Genomic DNA, 18,643 nt, shown 5'->3' with positions numbered 1-18,643 from the left:
CGGCACGCCGTTCCCCGAGGAGGTCACTCCTCCGCGACGGCGTGCCGGCGTCCGGCGTCCTCAGCGGGGGCGCGGACCGGGTCGGACCGCAGCGCCGACCCCCGCGACGGGCGCTCCCCGACCGGCAGCCGGAACGCGAGCACGGCGAGGAGCACCGCGGCGACCGACACCAGGGTCAGCGTCACGGTCTGCAGGACCGCGTCGCTCCTCGTCTCGAGCAGGTGCAGGGTCAGCTGGTGGTAGAGCTGGTGCGGCAGGTAGGCCACGACCGCGGCCAGACCCGTCGCCCGGGCGAGCCACACCCCGCCGGTCACCAGCGCGACGAGGGCCACGACCCCGAGGGCCAGGTTGCCCTGACCGACGTCCCGGAGCAGGTGCTCGTTGTAGGGGCCGTCGACGCTCACCCAGGTCCGGCCGAAGCCCGGGAAGTCCTCGTAGAAGGACCGCGGCGCGAGCGTCTGCCACCCGCCGACACCCAGGCCGAAGACGACGAACCAGGCCAGCAGGCCACTGACGGCGCGACGCACGGAACCCCCTCCCGCGATGCCCGGCGACGACCGCGACGGCCGGCCGGTGCACGTCCACCGGGCCCGTGCGCGTGATCGTCCTGCGGCGGTCCGGGCCCCCGCAAGGGACGACCGGCACTGGTGGGACGGCCCGTTCCGACACCCCGCCGGACGGGAACGGGGTCGAGCTGCCCTTCCCGTCCGGGCCACGCGGCGGTAGGGAGGAGACGTTCCACCGTCCCCGCGACGCCGGACGCGTCCCGGGCAGCCGACGGGAGGCCGGCGCATGAGTGAGCACACGACCTGCGTGGTGGTCGGCGGCGGTCCCGCCGGCATGGTGCTGGGCCTGCTGCTGGCCCGCGCCGGCGTCGAGGTGACCGTGCTGGAGAAGCACGCCGACTTCCTCCGCGACTTCCGCGGCGACACCGTGCACCCCTCGACGCTGCAGCTGCTCGACGAGCTGGGCCTGGCCGAGGAGTTCGACCGGCTGCCGCACACGAAGGTCGAGCAGGTCGTCATCCCCATGGCCGACGGGAACACCGTGACCCTCGGGGACTTCCGCCGGCTGCACGTGCCCTACCCCTACATCGCGATGACGCCGCAGTGGGACCTGCTCGACCTGCTCGCCGACGCCGGCCGGCGCGAGCCGACGTTCACGCTGCGGATGTCCACCGAGATGACCGACCTGCTGCGCGAGGACGGCCGGGTCCGCGGGGTGCGCTACCGCACGGCGGACGGCGACACCGGCGAGATCCGTGCCGACCTGACCGTGGCCTGCGACGGCCGGCACTCCCTCGCTCGCCGGCAGGCGGGGCTGCGGCCGCGCGAGTTCGCCGTCCCCATCGACGCCTGGTGGTTCCGCGTCCCCCGCCTGCCGGACGACCGTCCCTCCGCCCTGGCCCCGCACGCGGCGCCCGGCCGGTTCGCCGTGGTCATCCCGCGCGAGACGTTCCTGCAGGTCGCCTACATCGGCCGCAAGGGCACCGACGCGCAGCTGCGGGCCCGCGGCATCGAGGCGTTCCGCGCGGACGTCGCCGAGCTCATCCCCGAGTTCCGGGACCGGGTGGACGCACTGCGCTCGATGGACGACGTCAAGCACCTCGACGTGCGGGTCGACCGGCTCGTGCAGTGGCACGTCGACGGGCTGCTGTGCATCGGGGACGCCGCGCACGCGATGTCGCCGGTCGGCGGTGTCGGCATCAACCTCGCCGTCCAGGACGCCGTGGCCGCCGCGACGCTGCTGGCCGGACCGCTGCGCAACGGCACCGTGGGTCCCTCCGACCTGGCCGCCGTGCGCGCCCGCCGGATCCTGCCCACCGTGGCCGTGCAGACCCTGCAGCGGGCGCTGCACCGCGGCTTCGTGGGCCCGCTGGTCGAGGGACGGCGGGCCGGCCCCCCGAAGCCGCTGCTCGCGCTGGTACAGCGGCTCCCCCAGCTCTCCGTCGTCCCGGCGTACCTGATCGGCGTGGGGCTGCGGCCCGAGCACGCACCGGCCTTCGCCCGGCGCGCGCCGGCGCGCTCGGGCTGACCCGGCGGCGCCCCCGGCCGGCGCGGTCGCGGGCGCCGTTCGGGATCACCCGCGGGTGAAGGTGCCCAACCCCTCGCGGTCGTAGAAGTCCAGCCGCACGCTGGTCGCCGTCCCGTTCCCGCCGACGGCGAACAGGGCCCCGGCCAGGCCGTTGGCGTTCTCGCCGATCGACTCGAAGGTGAAGACGTCGCCGGAGTGGTGGGTCAGCGGGAACGTCGTCGGCGCCGCCGCCGGGCCCATCGTCATGGTGAGGCGGTCGCCGTCCGCGGTGACGGTGAGCGGGCCGTAGTAGGAGTTGGCGTAGGTGCCGGTGTAGGCGGCGAGGTCGCGCGCCGGCTGCGGGTCGGCCGGCGGCTGGGACCAGTCGGTCTCGGGGGCGTCGGCCTGTTCGATCTGGGCGAAGATCCCGGAGATGAAGGTGAGCCAGTCGACGGTCGGCTGCCCGTGCTGCGCGACGTCGAAGAAGCCGGCGGTGATGGCCTCGGGGATCCCCTCGGGGTGCCCGTTGGTCAGGGCCACGATGCCGAGCTGCTCGACGGGGAGCATGAGCACCGAGGTGGCGGCGCCGAGGTCGAACGCGCCGGAGTGCCCGATCTGCAGCCTCCCCTGGTCGTCGTAGGAGACGTTCCAGCCCAGGCCGTAGAAGCCGGTGCGGGCGTCCGGGGACGCCGGGGGGCTGGAGACCGAGTGCGGCACCCGGGTGACCGCCAGCGCGTCCGGGTCGATGACCTGGGTGCCGTCGTGCACGCCGTTGCCCAGCTGGAGGCGGATCCACTGGACCAGGTCCCGCACCGAGGAGCTCGCCCCACCGGCGGGCGCCTCCGCGTCGGCGTCCCGGGTGTAGCGGGCCACCCAGGTCCCGTCGCCGGCCGGCACGTGGATGGCGGCCTTGTTCGCCGCGGCCTCGTAGTCCTCGTGGCGGTAGCTGGTCCGGGTCATGCCCAGCGGGTCGAAGAGGACCTGGTCCGCCAGGTCCTCCCACGCCGTCCCCGTGGCGACGGCCGCGGCCTCCGCGCCGGCCGTGTACCCGAAGTTGCTGTAGTTGTAGCTGGACCGGAACGGGTCCAGGGGGTGCTGGTCGAGGTGGCTCAGGATGTAGTCCCGGTCGAAGCCCAGGTCCTCGAGCAGGTCACCCGCCCCCGTGTGCAGCCCGCTGCGGTGCGACAGCAGATCGGCGATGGTGGCGTGCTCGGTGACGTAGGGGTCGCTCAGCGCGAAGGACGGGTCGTACTGCCCGGCCGGCCGGTCCCACTCGACGACGCCCTGCCCGACGACCCCGGCGACGACGGTCGACGCCAGCGGCTTGGACACCGAGGCGAGCTGGAACACCGTGTCCGGGTCGACGAGCTCGGGCCTGCCGACCTCCCGGACCCCGAAGCCCTTCGAGTACACGACCTGGTCCCGGTACACCACGGCGACGGCCACGCCGGGGACCCCGGTCCGGTCCATGGCGTCCGTCACCAGCCCGTCCAGGCTATTCAGCGCGGAGTCGACCTGCTCCTGGCTCAGCGACGCGGCCGGCCCCGGCGGCACCGGCGGCAGCGTGCTCGTCGCCGGCGCGGCCACGGCGCCGCCGGCGGCCGCGCAGGCCGACGTGAGGGCGGTCACGGTCACGACGGCCACGGCCGTACCGGCCGACCTCAGCCTGCGACGGCGGGGAGCTGCTGCGTTCGGTCCCTCGGGCACGGGCACGGTCCTGACCGGCGCCGCCGCTCGGGCGCCTGCTCGCGGAACGCCACGGGTGGGGCCGGCCGGGCGCGGTCGGCACGCGGGGCACCCGTGGTGGCCGGGGACCGTAGTGGCGGGCTGACGTGGGCGTCCAGGGTCCGCGCCACGCGGGACCTAGGCACCTGGCGCGCGCTCGGCGGTGTCGGGAACCTCGGGCGATGGACCTCGCTGCCCCGGTCGTCCCGCTCGACGCGGCCTTCTTCGCCGACCCGCACGCGCTGTACGCCCGGCTGCGGGTCGAGGAGCCGGTGGCGCGGGCGGTGACCCCGGTGGGCATGCCGGTCTGGCTGGTGACCCGGTACGACGACGTCCGGGAGGCACTCACCGACCCGCGGCTGGCCAAGGACGCCGAGGGCTTCGCGCGGGTGCTGGAGAGCAAGCCGCTGCCGTCGGGTTCCCGGGTGGCGTTCACCCAGGAGCTCAACCGGCACATGCTCAGCACCGACCCGCCCGACCACACCAGGCTGCGCAAGCTGGTCAGCCGGGCCTTCACGGTGCGGGCCATCGCGGCCCTCCGCCCGCGGATCGAGGCGATCGCCGGCCGGCTCGCCGACCGCATGGCCACCGGACCCGCGGAGGTGGACCTGCTCGACGCCTTCGCCTTCCCGCTGCCGATGGGCGTCATCTGCGAGCTGCTCGGCGTGCCGGACGCCGAGCGGACGTCGTTCCGCCGCTGGTCGAACACCATGCTGTCCTCCGACGGCGCGGTCGACGAGCGCACCGCCGCAGGCATGGCGATGGCCGTGTACCTGACCGACCTGGTGGCGCAGAAGCGGGCGCACCCGGCGGACGACGTCCTGTCGGCGATCGTCGCCGCCTCCGAGGACGCCGACCGGCTCTCGGCCGACGAGACCGTGTCGATGGCCTTCCTGCTGCTGGTCGCCGGCCACGAGACGACGGTCAACCTCATCGGCAACGGGGTGCTGGCGCTGCTGCGCCGTCCCGACCGGCTGGCCGAGCTGCGCGCCGACCCCGACCTGGTGCCGGCCGCGGTCGAGGAGCTGCTGCGCTTCGACGGCCCGGTCAACCTGGCCACGTTCCGGCACACCACCGCGCCGGTCGAGGTCGGCGGGACCACCATCCCCGCCGGCGAGGTGGTGCTGGTGTCCCTGGCGTCGGCCAACCGCGACCCGGAGCACTACGCCGACCCCGACGAGGTGGACCTGCACCGCGAGGCCGGGCACCTCGCCTTCGGGCACGGCATCCACCACTGCCTCGGCGCGCCCCTGGCCCGGCTGGAGGGCGAGGTCGCGTTCCGCACCCTGCTCGACCGCTTCCCCGACCTGGCCCTCGCCGTCGACCCCGCCGAGCTGACCTGGCGGCAGAGCATCCTCATGCGCGGCCTGACCCGCCTGCCCGTCCGGCTGCGCTGAGCCGGCGCCGGGTGCGACCAGGCGCCTCAGACACCGGGAGCCAGGCGAGGGCGTCCGGCTGCGCGAGCTCGGGGCGCGGCCCTGAAGGCGGCCTCAGGGACATCACGGCGTCCGCCGCTCACTGGCAGCGGCCTCTACCGTTGTCCGGTGGTCGATGTCGTCCGAGGCCTTCGGCAGGCGCTGGTCATGCTGCTCTCCTCGGCCGTCCTGGCACTGGCCGTCGCGGGCCTGTGGTGTGCACTGCAGGGCGGCGGATTGCGGTCGAAGGTCGCGATCGCGGTGATGGTCATCGCGGGTCTCATCAGCCTGACCGGCGGGACGGCGTTTTCCAGGGCCGCGGACAACGACGTGCGGGCCTTTCTCGGCAGCGGGCCGGACCGCGAGGAGCCCTACACCGGGGAGGGCCTGACCGGCCTGGGCGTCTTCCTGTTCGTGTCGCTGCCCCTGTTCGTCGCCGGTGGCGTGCTGTTCGGCGCCGGCTGACAGGGGCGGTGTCCCGAAGTGGGCCGCTCAGGGCTTCGGCCAGCGTCGCCTCGCGTAGACGACATGACCGACGAAGACAGCAGCGACGACGGCCAGTGACGCACCGAGCCACCAAGGATCGCTGTTCAGGGCCAGGATCAGACCGGTGATGCCGGCGAGGCTCGGCCCGATCCACACGCCGGGCCGGTGCGCACGACTCGCGAAGCGTCCTGGTCGCGGTCGAGTCACTGCGTCATCGTCGGGCCTACTCCCGCCTGGGCAACAGTCGCGCGAAGGGGCTGAGCCTCTGAAGTGCATGACCCAGAGGACATCGGCGCTGCCTGTCCCCCCGCCAAAGCTTCCGGAGCCGGAGCCGCCGGTGAGCGACGCTGCTGTCTCATGGGGAGTCCCTGGCCTACCGGCGACCCGTTCCCGTCACATGTCATGCCCGGGAGCGCGATAGCGACCTACAGCAGTAGCGCTGCCAGGCCCAACCAGATTGCGGGGCATCCGTTCTTCGACGGGGGCAAGCACGCGTGAGCGAACGAGGACTGTCCCGGCGACAGCGCATCGCCGGCATCTGGGAAGCGGCCCGCGAGTCTCAGGGCCTGTGGGCGTGGGGCACCGACGACGGCTTCGCGCCATGGACGGACAGCCTCGGTCACGACGTAGTGCCGCTCTGGATCAGCGCCGAACAGGCAACAGTGGAGAACCGGGACGACAGCGATCCGGACGAGCGACCGTTGTTCCTGAGCATCGACCACCTGCTGCAAGGCATCCCCGCTTGGCAGCGGGCAGGCATCCAGGAGACGGGCCTTCAGTCCGAGGATGGCGGACGATTCCTGCTGACGATCCCGCTCGCAGAGTTGGCTGACCGGCTGAGCCACCTGCGCGTCCCTGACGGGCCAGATGTCCCTTAGTGGGCCGCTATGGGATACCCCGCGGCCGGTCGGTCCGCGAGGGCGGCTTCAGAGACACCCTCCCCGCTGCTCCGACGCCACGCCTTGCAGGCGTCGCTGGGTGTGGGGGTGGCAGGCTGCATCTCCGTGGCGATCGACGTGGAGGCTCTGCTGCGACGAGTGGTCGCCGAAGTCTTCGACGCGGACGTCGACGCAACGTACTCGACAGAGCCGAAAGACCCGCAGATGCATCGCGTCCAGCTCACCAGCGCAGGTGGCCAGCGCCACGCCGGATTGCGCGCTTCAGACGAGTGGTTCGACGCCGACATCTTCGACCTCGGCGTCTCTACCTTTCTGGTGGACTACAACGACGAGGAAGCGGACAAGGAAGCGGCGCTCCGCGATCTGGCGCTGGTCGTCCGCGCATACCTAGGCGGTGAGGGATGCGTCGAGCGCAGGCGCGGTCTGATCCGTTCGCATGTGGTGCTGAAGATCGTCGTCGACGGCCGGGAGTGGGTGCTGCGTCGTCGTAGCTGGAGTCGGTCCCACAACCCCGACTAGGCCTGGCCGCGCAGGCATCACCTCCGGGGAACCTCGACTCTCAGCACTGCCCGGAAGTGGCCGCTCAGGGCGACGGGAGCTCCGGCTCAGTCTCAGGTCGACCGGCGGGGAGCTTCCAGCATTGCCCGTCGCGACTGAGGACGATGACCTCGCCGCTGTCGGTGACGCACATGCCTTCCGCGCCGTGACGCTGGCCATCCGGCGGCCGATCAGGAGGGTGCCACGACACCAGGATCTCGTCGTCGCTGATGCGGACCCTTACCTGCTCCCTGTCGAGATCTACCTGCTAGAACTCGGGATGTTGCAGCGTCATGGCTTTCCTCGTCACCCCGCAGCGCGGCCGATGAGTTCGTGGCTCCCGGCCGGTCCACGCTCGTGACACCCGAGGAAAGGACCCGCCATGTCGGAGCTTCTCGTCGATTTCATCACCTCCCTCGACGGCTACGCATCGGCAGAGGGATGGCCCGGGTTCTGGGGCCTCGAGGGCCCGGAGTACCTCGCATGGCTCGGTGAGCAGCCCGACGTCACCTACCTGATGGGAGCGAACACCTACCGCCTGATGTCGGGCTTCGCCGCCGGCGAGGTCCCGAATGGCCAAGACGAGTTCAGGCCTGAAGAAGAGGCGTCGGTCGACGAGCTCACGCAAGCGTCCAAGGTGGTGTTCTCCTCCTCACTCGAGGAGCCACTGACGTGGGCCAACTCCACGCTCGTCCGCGACGACGCCGTCGAGGCGGTCCGCGCCATGAAGGCGAGTGGCTCGGGGCTCCTCAGCACGATCGGCAGCCTCAGCCTGTGCCGGTCCCTGCTGCGAGCCGGACTCGTCGACCGCTTCCGGGTCGGGATCTTCCCGGTGATCACCGGGGCCACGGGCGCAGAACGCATCTACGACGGCTATCCGGACGTCGCCCTCGAGATGATCGAGCACCGCACCTTCGACGGCCGCATCCAGCTGGTCGAGTACAAGCCCCGCGTGCTCGAGCACCCGCCGCTGGGCGCCCCTGCGTGACGTCGCCCCGTCCGCCGGTCTGGACGGCCGCCCGAAGTGCAGACCGCGGTCGAGCGGCTTGGTCATGAGACAGCCCAGCGTCTGACCATCTTGCTCGGCGATGATGGCGCCTGTCTCGTCCGCGAGCTCGCGTGAGATCGTGGCGGCTGTCTCGCGGAAGGCGCTCGACTCAGAGCGAACAGCGCTGTCAGCGCCCCTTGCACTTCCGCATCGGTCCTGGTCTCAGAGACACCTACCCCGTCCTGTGCCATCGGAGCGAGCAAGGCAGTGCCCCAAGGGCTCCGCTGCTGACCTACGGTCACGATCATGGGTGAGGAGCCTGGGCTCGGCGCCGTCCGGAGCAGCTCGCTGAGACTGCTCGCCTTGGGTGTCGCGCTGATCGCTGCCTACTTCGCCCTCGCCGCCACGACGACGATCGGCGACCCAGGGGACATCGGCGGCGGCCTCATCCTCCTTTTCGGCTATCTCGCAGCAGGAGGAGGCTTGTTTCTCGTCGGCAGAGACCTATGGGAGCACTGGTCCAGCCACAGGTGAGCTGGTGCCCCATAGTGGGCCGCTCTGGGACAGGGGGCGGCTTCATGGACTCCCGCGAGCGCGGAGACAGCCGGTGGTCGAGAGGCCACTAGCGCCGTTGGCGTCGTTGAGCCGTGCCGACGAGAACGGCGCTCGTGCTGAGGGCCAGGATCGCCGCCAGTCCGACGATGATCTGCACTCTGTTCCCTGCGGCGTAGGTCCACGAAAGGGTCACGAACAGCGCCCACAGGGCGATGGAGGCGGCACTCGCCGCACGAGGTGCGATGGAAGCCGTCGTGGTGATGAGCACGACCGCCGACACGATTGACAGCGGCAGGGCGAGTAGGCCGAGGAGTCCGGCACCGATGTTCGCGCCCTGGTCCGGCGGGGTCGCCAGGATCGCGATGAGGACGACCAGCCACAGGGCATCGGCCACGACGGTGAGCACGACACCGGCCTTCTGACCTGACGTCATGGGCCTGTCATCCGCCGGATGGGTGTCAGTGGCGGCACGTCGGCATGATCGTCTGGGGCTGACCGCTGTACCAGTGCGGTCGCCTGAACGGTTGCCCCGCCGCTGCACCTACACGGGACGCGGCCAACGGACCTGTCCCGTAGTGGACCGCTCGGGAACGTCCCGAATGGTGAGGCCGAAGTCCGTGGTGACGTGTCAGCATCGACGGCGCCGGCGGGGGTGGTGGCCGACGGCCTTGGCCGCAGCCTCGGCGCACGGGTTGCCCCGCCTGGCCCATGCGTCCGTCGTGGAGGGGAGCTGCCCGTTCGAGCCGGGCCCGTGCAGGCACCCGGGGGCGCCGGACGACTTTCGCGCCCACCCCCGGCCACCGCTCCGTCGTCGTCCGGCAGGTCTCCTGAGCGGGCCGCTGTGGGGGATTGGGCGCGAGGCTCGCGCCGCCGCCAGGTCAGGGACTACGGCTGGCCCAGATCGTCACGAGACACCGGGGCTCACCGCACGGGTGGATCCGACCTCGGTCCGAGGTCGATCCGGGTCTGCCATCGTGTCCAGGTGTCCAGGTGTCCAGATGTCCAGGCGGGATGACGCGCTCAGCCAGTGGTAGGCCGACCTGCGACCGGACATTGGTACCGAACGACTGCTCGCGGTTCAGCGGAGCCGGCCGCGGCCGTAGAGGGTCCGCTGTTCCTGGACGGCCGCTGGGGACGAGAAGCAGCTCGCCTTGCTGACGGGCGACCGGCCGACAGCTCGCCGCTTCCCCGCGACCCCGATGTCACTGCAGCAGCGGGCCCAGAGGCGTGCCGGCAGGCGTGAGGCACCCGGCCGATCGAGTGCTCCCACGAGCGGGAAGCGGGGTCAGGGGAGGACGCGGCGCATCACGACCCGAGGGAACCCGCCTGCGACAGCGTCGGTGTCCGCGGCCTTGGTGAACCCGGCCTTCTCGAACAGGCTCCGCGTGCCGACGTAGGCCATGGTCGGGTCGACTCGCCGGCCCCCGTTGTCAGCCGGGTACCCCTCGACGGCGGGGGCGCCCTGCGAAGCGGCGTAGTCCACGGCCCCGCGGAGGAGCGCGTGCGCGATCCCCCTGCCGCGATGACCCGGACGCACGCGGATGCACCACACGGACCACACGGGCAGGTCGTCGACGTGCGGGATCTTCCGCGAGCGCTCGAAGGGCAGCTCCGCCCGCGGCGCGACCGCGGCCCAGCCGACCACCTCACCGCCGTCGTATGCGAGCACTCCCGGGGCCACCGGGCGGCCGGTCAGTTCCCGGACGTACTCGCGGCGGGCCGGTCCGACGAGTTCCCGGTTGGTCTTCGAGTCGAGCCGGTGGCTGAGACACCAGCAGACGTTGGCGGCCGGGTTCTTGGGACCGAGCATGGTCTCGACGTCGTCGAACCGCGCCCTCGTCGCCGGCTCGATCTCGATGCCCACCTGGCCACGCTAGCGCCGCGCCGGCACGGGAGCCGGGTCCATCGCCGTGGGCGTCCCGCGGGGACGTCGGCCCCCAGCGCAGCCTGCCTCGGGTGGCGGTCCGGCTGCGCCGACCTCCTGCGCGCCGACGGCTCCCGCGGCACAGTGGCCGGGTGCGAGCAGCCTGGTACGAGCGGCAGGGACCGGCGGCCGAGGTGCTGCAGGTCGGCGACCTGCCCACCCCCGAGCCCGGGCTCGGCGAGGTTCGGGCCCGGCTGCGGCTGTCCGGGGTCGACCCGGGCGACACCGAGAAGCGCGGCGGGTGGCTGGGCAACCCGACGGCCTTCCCGCGGATCGTGCCGCACAGCGACGGCGCCGGGGGCGTGGAGGCGATCGGCGCGGGGGGGTCGATATCGCACGGGTCGGCCGACGGGTGTGGGTCTGGGGCGCCCAGTCCTACCGGCCGTCGGGCACGGCGGCGCAGCGCACCGTCGTCCCTGCCGACTCCGCCATGGACCTGTCGGACGGCGTCGCCGACGAGCTCGGCGCCTGCCTCGGCATCCCCGGGATCACCGCGCACCGGGCGGTGTACAGGGACGGGCGGGGTGCTCGCGGCCTACGCCAGCCGCGACGACCGGCCGGCGCTGCCGTTCTGGCCGATGCTCTTCAGCAACGTCACGCTGCGGCTGCTCGGCAGCGACGACTTCCCGGCCGAGGCGAAGCGGCAGGCGGGCGGCGACCTGACCGCCGCGGCGGCCGACGGCGCGCTGTCGGTCCCGGTCGGCGCCGTCCTGCCGCTCGACGACGTCGCGGCCGCGCACGACCGGGTGGACGCCGGCGCCACCGGCCGGGTACTGCTCGCCCTGCCCTGATCGGGGCCGACGCTGGAGGAGGACACGTGCGGCGCATCGTGTGCCGGGAGTTCGGTCCGGTCGACGGACTGACCCTCGTGGAGGAGCCCGACCCCACGCCGGGGCCCGGCGACGTGGTGGTGGCCGTCGAGGCGGCCGCGGTCAGCTTCGTGGACGGCCTGATGGTGGAGGGGCTCTACCAGGTGCGGCCGCCGCTGCCCTGGACGCCGGGGTCCGCGGTCGCCGGCCGGGTGCGAGCCGTCGGCGAGGGCGTCGGCACGGTCGCGGTCGGGGACCCGGTGGCCGTGCTGTCGATGGCCGGTGGCGGGTTCACCACGGACCTCGTGGTCCGCGCCTCCGCGCTGAGCCCGCTGCCACCGGGTCTGGCGCCGGAGCTCGCGGCCACCGCGATCGAGAACTACAGCACGCTGTCCTTCGCCCTCACGCACCGCGTGCGCGTCGAGCCCGGCGAGTGGGTCCTCGTGCTGGGCGCGGGCGGGGCGATCGGCCTGGCGGCGGTGGACGTCGCCCGCGCGGCCGGCGCCCGGACGATCGCCGCCGCCTCCAGCGAGGCCAAGCGGGCCGCCGCCACGGCGGCCGGCGCCGACGTCGTCCTCGACTACACCGACCTGAAGGACCGCGTCCGGGAGGTGACCGGGGGCGGGGCGGACGTCGTCATCGACCCGGTCGGCGGCCCGCTGGCCGAGACGGCGCTGCGCTCGCTCACCGGCTACGGGCGGTTCTGCGTGGTCGGGTTCGCCAGCGGGGAGATCCCCCGGCTGCCGGCCAACGTCGTCCTGCTGCGCAACCGCACCGTCGTCGGGGTCGACTGGGGCGACTGGGCCCGCACCGAGCCCGAGGCCGCGAACGCGCTCGTGTCCGAGGTCCTCGGTCGCATCGCGCGGGGCGAACTCCGGCCGCCGGTGCCCACCTCCCTCCCGCTCGACGCGGCCGCGCACGCCCTGACGCGGCTGGCCCGGCGGGAGGTCGTGGGGAAGCTCGCCCTGCTCCCCTGACCGGGAAACCCCGTTGCGCCCCTCGCTACAACGGGGAGGTGCGGATCCTGGAGACCGACCCCGACGACGCGCGCTTCACCGCCTGGTGCGAGGTGTGGGCGGCGAGCCAGCGCGCCGACCGCCCGGACGAGCTGCCGCGGCCGGCACGCGACCACGTGGCCCTGGGACGCCGGTTGCTCGAGCCGGGCGGCTCGATGGTGGGCACCCACCGGGCCGCGGTCGCCGGGGACGCCGTCGTCGGCGCGCTGCGGCTGCTCCTGCCGGTGCGCGACAACACGACCGTCGCGTACGTCGACCTGGCGGTGCACCCGGACGCCCGCCGCCGCGGCGTCGGCAGCGCGCTGCTGGAGGTGGCCGGTCGGATCGCCGCGGCGGCCGGGCGGACGGCGATGGTCGCGGAGGTCGACGAGCCGGTGCCGGATCCCGCCGGGTGCGCGTTCGCCCGGCACCACGGGTGGACGTGCGACTTGCAGGAGAGCCGCCGGGACCTGGCGCTCCCGGTGGACGAGGACCGGCTGTCGGCCCTGGAGGCGGAGGCCCGCGCCGCCGGCGAGGACTACGAGGTGCTGACCTGGCGGGACCGGACGCCGGACGCCCTGGCCGAGGACCGCGCCCTGCTCGCCCGCCGGATGTCGACCGACGCGCCGAGCGGGGACGTGCCGGTCGAGGAGGAGCACTGGGACGTCGCCCGGATCCGCGAGGACGAGGCGGCGCACGTCGCCCGGGGCCGCACGGTGCTCACCGGCGGCGCGGTCCGCGACGGTCGGCTGGTCGCCTACAGCGAGCTGCACGTGCCGCTGGAGCAGCCCGAGCGCGCCCACCAGGGCGCCACGCTGGTGCTGCGCGAGCACCGCGGGCACCGCCTCGGCGCCCGCGTCAAGGTCGCGGTGCTGCGGGAGGTGGCCGCGACGCTGCCGCAGGTGCGGCGGATCAGCACCTACAACTCGGAGTCCAACCGGCCGATGGTCGCGGTCAACGAGGCACTGGGCTTCCGTCGCTCGGGTGGTCTGTCCACCTGGTCGCGCCGGATCTGACCGTCGTCGCGACGGGCTCCCCCTCGAGGAAGGAGGTGACCAGGGCCGCCATCTCCGCCGGGCGCTCGAGGATGAACAGGTGTCCCCCGCCGCGGACGACGTGCATCGTGGTGTTCGGGATGCGCCAGGCGAGGATCCGCCCGTTGACCAGCGGGATGATCGGGTCGTCGTCCCCGGCCAGCACCAGCGTCGGCTGCCGGAGGGTGTGCAGCCAGGGCATGCTGCTCCACCCGGCGATCGCGTAGAGCTGGCCGACGTACCCGATCACCGACGGGGGCCGCACCCGGCCGATGACCGTGCTCAGCAGCCGGTGCGGGTCGGTGCGCGCCATGCCGCCGTAGATGCGCCCGGCGATCTGCAGGTAGTGCTCGACGTCGCGGTACCGGCGCGGCGTCGCCAGCGCGAGCAGGGCCGACGGCGCCCCCGGCATGCCGCCCACCCCGGGGGCGGTGGCCGCGAGCACCAGGCCCCGCACCCGGTGGGGTGCCTGGTGGGCCAGCTGCTGGGCCACCACGCCGCCGAGGGAGACGCCGAAGACGTCGACCTCGTCCAGCCCGAGGACGTCGAGCAGCCCGACCACGGTCCGCACCAGGCCCGGCATCCGCCGCGGGCTGCGGTACGGCGTCGAGCCGCCGATGCCGGGCGCGTCGAAGCTGATCACCTGCCGGCCGCGGGCGACCAGCTCCCGCTCGAACGACTCGGCCAGCTCCAGGCTGGCGCCCAGGCCGGTGATGAGCAGCAGCGGCCGCCCCGAGCCGCGGACCGACGTCCGCAGCCGCACCTCCCCCACCTGGATGGTGCGGACCCCCGCCGGCCTCACGCGAACGCCGAGGCGCCGGTGATGTCCCGGCCGACGATGAGGGTCTGGATGGTCTCGGTCCCCTCGAAGGTGTGGATCGACTCGATGTCGGCCATGTGCCGGATGACGTGGAAGTCCAGCAGGATCCCGTTGCCGCCGAGCAGGTCTCGGGCCTCGGCGAGCACCGCGCGGGCGGTGCTGGTGTTGTGCGCCTTGGCCAGCCCGGCCAGCGTCGGCTCGACCCGGCCGGCCATGCCCAGGTCGGCCAGCCGCCGGCAGTACAGCTGCATCGCGGTGACCTTGGCCAGCATCCCGACCAGCCGCTCCTGGATCAGCTGGAACTCCACGAGCGGCTTGCCGAACTGCTTGCGCCGCCCGGCGTAGGTCAGCGCCGCCTCGTACCCGGCGACGGCGTGGCCCAGGGCCATCCAGGCGCAGGAACCGCGGGTGGTGGCCAGCACCGCACCGGTGTCCTTGAAGCTGCGCGAACCCGGCAGGTGGTTCTCGGCCGGGACGCGCACGTCCTCGAGCTCGATCTCGGCCTGCCACACGGCGCGCAGCGAGCCCTTGCCCTCGATCCGCCGCGCCCGGTAGCCCGGCGTCCCCTTCTCGACGAGGAACCCCTTCACCTGACCGTCGTCGGTGTCACGGGCCCACACCACGACGACGTCGGCGACGGTGCCGTTGCCGATCCACTTCTTCGAGCCGTTGAGGACGTACGAGTCGCCGTCCCTGCGGGCCGACGTCTCCAGCGCGATGGAGTCCGACCCGTGGTCGGGCTCGGTGAGCGCGAAGGCGCCGAGCGCCTCGCAGCGGGCCATCGGCGGCAGCCAGCGCTGCTTCTGCTCCTCGGAACCGAGCATGGCGATCGACTTCATCGCCAGCCCCGCCTGGACGCCGAGGAAGGTGCCCAGGCTGCCGTCGCCGCGGTTGAGCTCCATGTGGACGAGGCCGGCGGAGAGGTGGTCCATCGGCGGGCAGCCGTAGCCCTCGATGCCGTCACCGACCAGGCCCGCCGCGCCCAGCTCCTCGGCCAGCTCGCGGGGGAACTCCGCCCGCTCCCAGTAGCCGTTGATCACCGGCAGCACGCGGTCCTCGACGAAGGCCCGGGTGCGCAGCAGGTGGTCCATCTGCTCGGGCGAGAGCTCCTCGCGCAGCTGGAAGTAGTCGGTGGAGAGTGCCCTGCCTATGCCCTCTGCGAGGTCGTTGCCGATGCCCTCTGCCAGCGTCACGTCAGTCGCCTCCCGTCGGAGCGTGCCGGTCCGCGTGTCACTTGTCCCGGACGTAGCTGCCCGGGGCGTCCTCCCGGACCCGGAACCGCGCGCTGCCGAGCTGCTCGGGGGCCGGCTTGTCCGGCCCGGAGCGCTCCCCGAGCCACGCGGAGTAGTCCGGCCACCAGGAGCCCTTCTCGGTGCGGGCGGTGTCGCTCCACTCCTCGACCGCGGCCGAGTTGTCGTCGGTGACCCGGTAGCTGGACTTGGGGTTGCCCGGCGGGTTCACCAGCGCCGCGATGTGCCCGTTCGTGGAGAGCACGAAGCGCATCTTGCCGCCGAGCAGCTGGCTGCTGCGGTAGCACGACTGCCACGGGCAGATGTGGTCGGCGGACCCGGCCAGCACGTAGGAGTCGACGGTGACCTGGCTGAGGTCCACCTCGGTGCCGAGCAGGGTCACGCTGCCGGGGCGGGTCAGCTTGTTGCCCACGGCCATGTCGACGAAGTCGGCGTGCAGCTGGGCGGTCATCCGGGTGGTGTCGGAGTTCCAGGACAGGATGTCGAACTTCGGCGGCCGCTTGCCCTGCAGGTAGTTGTTGACCCAGTAGTTCCAGATCAGGTCGTTGGGCCGCAGCCAGGCGAACACCTCGGCGAGCTTGCGGCCGTCGAGGTAGCCGGCGCGCCGCGAGGCCTCGACGGCCTGCGCGGCGGTGTCCGGGTCCATGGTCGCGCCGAGCAGGCCGGCCCGCGTCTGGTCCAGCACCGTGACCAGCAGGCTCAGGCTGGCCAGCCGGTCCTGCCGCCCCTTCGCGGCCAGGACGGCGGCGGTCATGCTGGCCAGGATGCCGCCCGAGCACGTGCCCATCAGGTGGGTGGCGTCCTCGCCGCTGATCTCCTCGACCGCGTCGAGCGCGTCGAGGATGGCCGTGGCGTACGTGTCGAAGCCCCAGTCGCGGTGCCGGGCGTCGGGGTTGCGCCACGACACCATGAACACCTGCTGGCCCTGGCCGACGAGGTGCTCGACCAGGCTGCGCCCGGGCGCGAGGTCGAGCACGTAGTACTTGTTGATCGTCGGCGGCACGATGAGCACCGGCACCGTGCGGACGGTCTCCGTCGTCGGCCGGTACTGGATCAGCTCGAACACCGGCGTGCGCAGCACCACCGCGCCGGGGGTGACGGCGAGGTCCCGGCCCACCTCGTAGGCGTCGGGGTCGACCATCGTCGGCACCCGCGGGGGGCTGGCCAGGTCGCGCACCAGGTTCCGCGGCCCCCGCACGAGGTTGGCGCCGGCGGTGTCGATGAGGGCCTTCCACGCCACCGGGCTGATCAGCGGGTTGTTGCTGGGCGCGAGCGCGTCGACCAGGTTGGTGCCGGCGAAGCGCACCCGCTCGGCGTCCTTCCACTCCAGCGGCACGTCGTGCAGCAGGCCCAGGGCGGTCTCGCCCGTGGCGAGGTAGGCCTGCACCAGCCGCCGCAGCAGCGGGTTCTCCGTCCACGCCGGGTCGGCGAAGCGCCGGTCCCGCTTGGAGGGGGCCACGTCGCTGGTGCCGACGGCGATCTGCGCCAGCTGACCGGCCAGCGAGCGGGCTCGCGCGGCCACCCGGTCCGGCCGGCGCGCCAGCCCGCCCAGGAACCTGAGCCCGGACTTGCCCGGGGACAGCCGCCGCAGCGTCCCCTGGGCCGCCTGCGTCAGGAGCAGGTCGAGCGGCCCGGCCGCCCCTGCCACCTCGCGCGTGTCGTCCTGCGATGCCATCCCGGCTCCCCTCCTGCGACGACTCTCCCCCCGACACTGCCACCGCTCCGCCGCGGTCACAAAGCGGGGCCCCACCCGGGGTGGGGATCAGACCAGCCCGAGGGCGTGCACCGCCTCCGCGACCTGCAGGAACCCCGCCACGTTGGCCCCCAGCACGAGGTCGCCCGGGGAGCCGTACTCCTCGGCCGTCTGGTGGCAGCGGGTGTGGATGTCGCGCATGACCTCCTCGAGGCGGGCCTCGGTGTGCTCGAAGGTCCACCGGTCGCGCGAGGCGTTCTGCTGCATCTCCAGCGCGGAGGTGGCGACCCCGCCGGCGTTGGCGGCCTTGCCCGGGGCGAAGGCGATCCCGGCCTCGCGGAAGACCCGCACCGCGTCGGGGGTCGACGGCATGTTGGCGCCCTCGACGACGTACCGGCAGCCGTTGCGGGCCAGCGTCGTCGCGGCGTCGCCGTCCAGCTCGTTCTGCGTGGCGCTGGGGATGGCGAGGTCGCACGGGACGTCCCAGATGCTGCCGCCCTCGACGAAGGTCGCCGAGGCGACCCGGTCGGCGTAGGCGCCGATGCGGCCGCGCTCGACCTCCTTGACCTGCTTGAGGACGTCGAGGTCGATGCCCTTCTCGTCGACGACGTAGCCGCTGGAGTCCGAGCAGGCGACCGCCGTCCCGCCGAGCTGGTGCACCTTCTCGACGCCGTAGACGGCCACGTTGCCCGACCCCGAGACGACGACCCGCCGCCCGTCGAAGGACTCGCCGCGTGCCTTCAGCATCTCGTCGGCGAAGAACGCCGCGCCGTAGCCGGTCGCCTCGGTGCGCACCAGCGAGCCGCCCCAGCCGAGACCCTTGCCGGTGAGCACGCCGGACTCGTAGCGGTTGGTGATCCGCTTGTACTGGCCGAACAGGTAGCCGATCTCGCGGCTGCCGACGCCGATGTCGCCGGCCGGCACGTCGGTGTACTCGCCCAGGTGGCGGTAGAGCTCGGTCATGAACGACTGGCAGAACCGCATGACCTCGGCGTCGGAGCGGCCCTTGGGGTCGAAGTCGGAGCCGCCCTTGCCGCCGCCGATCGGCATCCCGGTGAGGGCGTTCTTGAAGACCTGCTCGAAGCCGAGGAACTTGATGATGCTCAGGTTGACCGACGGGTGGAAGCGCAGGCCGCCCTTGTAGGGGCCCAGCGCGGAGTTGAACTCCACCCGGAAGCCGCGGTTGATGTGCACCTCGCCGCGGTCGTCCTGCCACGGCACGCGGAAGATGATCTGCCGCTCGGGCTCGCAGATCCGCTCGACGGTCTTCATCTCGGTGTACTCGGAGTGCCGGGTCAGGACGACGGCGAGGGACTCGAGCACCTCGCGGACGGCCTGGTGGAACTCGACCTCACCCGGGTTGCGGCGGAGGACGTCGTCGTAGATCTGCTCCACGACCGGTGGCACGTCTGCGTTCACTGTTCTCCGATCCCTCCGCGCCCGGCCTCTCCCGAGCGGCCCCGGACGACGGTACGAGTCCCATGGAACCGGATCGTCCGC

Annotated in this window: 19 protein-coding genes; 10 read left to right on the top strand and 9 right to left on the bottom strand. The window is 73.0% G+C overall.

Going from position 1 to position 18,643, the window contains the following annotated elements:
* Positions 1 to 23: 23 nt before the first annotated feature.
* Positions 24 to 527 carry a hypothetical protein gene (locus ACI79G_RS20175; RefSeq protein WP_456882851.1) on the bottom strand — a complete coding sequence of 168 codons (504 nt, stop codon included), beginning with the start codon at positions 525 to 527 and terminating at the stop codon, positions 24 to 26.
* Positions 528 to 792: 265 nt separating this feature from the next.
* Here ACI79G_RS20175 and ACI79G_RS20170 point away from each other — a divergent pair, with 265 nt between their 5' ends.
* Positions 793 to 2,034: an FAD-dependent oxidoreductase gene (locus tag ACI79G_RS20170; protein ID WP_456882850.1), complete on the top strand. Its 1,242-nt coding sequence runs from the start codon at positions 793 to 795 to the stop codon at positions 2,032 to 2,034.
* A 45-nt stretch (positions 2,035 to 2,079) separates the two neighbouring features.
* Here the strand turns inward: ACI79G_RS20170 and ACI79G_RS20165 are convergent, their stop codons facing one another.
* On the bottom strand, positions 2,080 to 3,657 hold the full coding sequence (locus ACI79G_RS20165) for a serine hydrolase (RefSeq protein WP_456882849.1): 1,578 nt from the start codon (positions 3,655 to 3,657) through the stop codon (positions 2,080 to 2,082).
* 263 nt (positions 3,658 to 3,920) lie between these two features.
* Between ACI79G_RS20165 and ACI79G_RS20160 the strand changes: the two genes are divergently transcribed.
* The gene (locus ACI79G_RS20160; RefSeq protein ID WP_456882848.1) at positions 3,921 to 5,135 is read left to right on the top strand and encodes a cytochrome P450 family protein; all 1,215 of its coding nucleotides are present in this window, start codon (positions 3,921 to 3,923) and stop codon (positions 5,133 to 5,135) included.
* Between the two features lie 147 nt (positions 5,136 to 5,282).
* Positions 5,283 to 5,618: a hypothetical protein gene (locus ACI79G_RS20155; protein WP_456882847.1), complete on the top strand. Its 336-nt coding sequence runs from the start codon at positions 5,283 to 5,285 to the stop codon at positions 5,616 to 5,618.
* A gap of 27 nt (positions 5,619 to 5,645) precedes the next feature.
* On the opposite strand, the gene ACI79G_RS20150 is transcribed toward ACI79G_RS20155, so the two are convergent.
* Positions 5,646 to 5,795: a hypothetical protein gene (locus tag ACI79G_RS20150; protein ID WP_456882846.1), complete on the bottom strand. Its 150-nt coding sequence runs from the start codon at positions 5,793 to 5,795 to the stop codon at positions 5,646 to 5,648.
* Positions 5,796 to 6,133: 338 nt separating this feature from the next.
* Between ACI79G_RS20150 and ACI79G_RS20145 the strand changes: the two genes are divergently transcribed.
* The 4 genes from ACI79G_RS20145 to ACI79G_RS20130 all read left to right on the top strand — a co-directional run bounded on the left by ACI79G_RS20145 (position 6,134) and on the right by ACI79G_RS20130 (position 8,597).
* Complete coding sequence (locus ACI79G_RS20145) at positions 6,134 to 6,517, top strand: hypothetical protein (protein WP_456882845.1); 384 nt, start codon at positions 6,134 to 6,136, stop codon at positions 6,515 to 6,517.
* 126 nt (positions 6,518 to 6,643) lie between these two features.
* On the top strand, positions 6,644 to 7,057 hold the full coding sequence (locus ACI79G_RS20140) for a hypothetical protein (RefSeq protein WP_456882844.1): 414 nt from the start codon (positions 6,644 to 6,646) through the stop codon (positions 7,055 to 7,057).
* A gap of 400 nt (positions 7,058 to 7,457) precedes the next feature.
* On the top strand, positions 7,458 to 8,063 hold the full coding sequence (locus tag ACI79G_RS20135; RefSeq protein ID WP_456882843.1) for a dihydrofolate reductase family protein: 606 nt from the start codon (positions 7,458 to 7,460) through the stop codon (positions 8,061 to 8,063).
* Positions 8,064 to 8,369: 306 nt separating this feature from the next.
* Complete coding sequence (locus tag ACI79G_RS20130; protein ID WP_456882842.1) at positions 8,370 to 8,597, top strand: hypothetical protein; 228 nt, start codon at positions 8,370 to 8,372, stop codon at positions 8,595 to 8,597.
* Positions 8,598 to 8,685: 88 nt separating this feature from the next.
* Here ACI79G_RS20130 and ACI79G_RS20125 read toward each other — a convergent pair whose 3' ends face one another.
* A complete protein-coding gene (locus ACI79G_RS20125; RefSeq protein ID WP_456882841.1) occupies positions 8,686 to 9,051 on the bottom strand; it encodes a hypothetical protein in 366 nt (121 codons plus the stop codon).
* Positions 9,052 to 9,903: 852 nt separating this feature from the next.
* Complete coding sequence (locus ACI79G_RS20120) at positions 9,904 to 10,482, bottom strand: N-acetyltransferase family protein (protein ID WP_456882840.1); 579 nt, start codon at positions 10,480 to 10,482, stop codon at positions 9,904 to 9,906.
* Between the two features lie 584 nt (positions 10,483 to 11,066).
* Between ACI79G_RS20120 and ACI79G_RS20115 the strand changes: the two genes are divergently transcribed.
* From ACI79G_RS20115 to ACI79G_RS20105, 3 genes are read left to right on the top strand one after another with little or no spacing between them, the layout of a single operon-like run.
* Positions 11,067 to 11,333 carry a hypothetical protein gene (locus ACI79G_RS20115; protein WP_456882839.1) on the top strand — a complete coding sequence of 89 codons (267 nt, stop codon included), beginning with the start codon at positions 11,067 to 11,069 and terminating at the stop codon, positions 11,331 to 11,333.
* Positions 11,334 to 11,359: 26 nt separating this feature from the next.
* The gene (locus ACI79G_RS20110; RefSeq protein WP_456882838.1) at positions 11,360 to 12,328 is read left to right on the top strand and encodes a zinc-binding dehydrogenase; all 969 of its coding nucleotides are present in this window, start codon (positions 11,360 to 11,362) and stop codon (positions 12,326 to 12,328) included.
* A gap of 38 nt (positions 12,329 to 12,366) precedes the next feature.
* Positions 12,367 to 13,362: a GNAT family N-acetyltransferase gene (locus ACI79G_RS20105; protein ID WP_456882837.1), complete on the top strand. Its 996-nt coding sequence runs from the start codon at positions 12,367 to 12,369 to the stop codon at positions 13,360 to 13,362.
* Here the strand turns inward: ACI79G_RS20105 and ACI79G_RS20100 are convergent.
* The 4 genes from ACI79G_RS20100 to gdhA form a co-directional block, all read right to left on the bottom strand.
* Complete coding sequence (locus ACI79G_RS20100) at positions 13,301 to 14,143, bottom strand: alpha/beta fold hydrolase (protein ID WP_456882836.1); 843 nt, start codon at positions 14,141 to 14,143, stop codon at positions 13,301 to 13,303. The genes ACI79G_RS20105 and ACI79G_RS20100 overlap by 62 nt on opposite strands.
* Positions 14,144 to 14,178: 35 nt before the next feature.
* Positions 14,179 to 15,393: an acyl-CoA dehydrogenase family protein gene (locus tag ACI79G_RS20095; RefSeq protein ID WP_456882835.1), complete on the bottom strand. Its 1,215-nt coding sequence runs from the start codon at positions 15,391 to 15,393 to the stop codon at positions 14,179 to 14,181.
* Between the two features lie 37 nt (positions 15,394 to 15,430).
* Positions 15,431 to 17,125 carry a PHA/PHB synthase family protein gene (locus tag ACI79G_RS20090; RefSeq protein WP_456882834.1) on the bottom strand — a complete coding sequence of 565 codons (1,695 nt, stop codon included), beginning with the start codon at positions 17,123 to 17,125 and terminating at the stop codon, positions 15,431 to 15,433.
* 87 nt (positions 17,126 to 17,212) lie between these two features.
* Positions 17,213 to 18,562: an NADP-specific glutamate dehydrogenase gene (gene gdhA, locus ACI79G_RS20085; RefSeq protein WP_456882833.1), complete on the bottom strand. Its 1,350-nt coding sequence runs from the start codon at positions 18,560 to 18,562 to the stop codon at positions 17,213 to 17,215.
* Positions 18,563 to 18,643 lie beyond the last annotated feature (81 nt).

The organism is Geodermatophilus sp. SYSU D00779 (genome assembly GCF_054050595.1).
The sequence above is the reverse complement of the archived record's forward strand: the minus strand, read 5'-3'. Positions and strand labels throughout refer to the sequence as shown.

Excerpts from the sequence above, each read along its gene's own strand:
- ACI79G_RS20170 (WP_456882850.1), top strand. The coding sequence starts at position 793 with ATGAGTGAGCACACGACCTGCGTGGTGGTCGGCGGCGGTCCCGCCGGC.
- ACI79G_RS20160 (WP_456882848.1), top strand. The coding sequence starts at position 3,921 with ATGGACCTCGCTGCCCCGGTCGTCCCGCTCGACGCGGCCTTCTTCGCC.
- ACI79G_RS20135 (WP_456882843.1), top strand. The coding sequence starts at position 7,458 with ATGTCGGAGCTTCTCGTCGATTTCATCACCTCCCTCGACGGCTACGCA.
- ACI79G_RS20130 (WP_456882842.1), top strand. The coding sequence starts at position 8,370 with ATGGGTGAGGAGCCTGGGCTCGGCGCCGTCCGGAGCAGCTCGCTGAGA.
- ACI79G_RS20125 (WP_456882841.1), bottom strand. The coding sequence starts at position 9,051 with ATGACGTCAGGTCAGAAGGCCGGTGTCGTGCTCACCGTCGTGGCCGAT.
- ACI79G_RS20090 (WP_456882834.1), bottom strand. The coding sequence starts at position 17,125 with ATGGCATCGCAGGACGACACGCGCGAGGTGGCAGGGGCGGCCGGGCCG.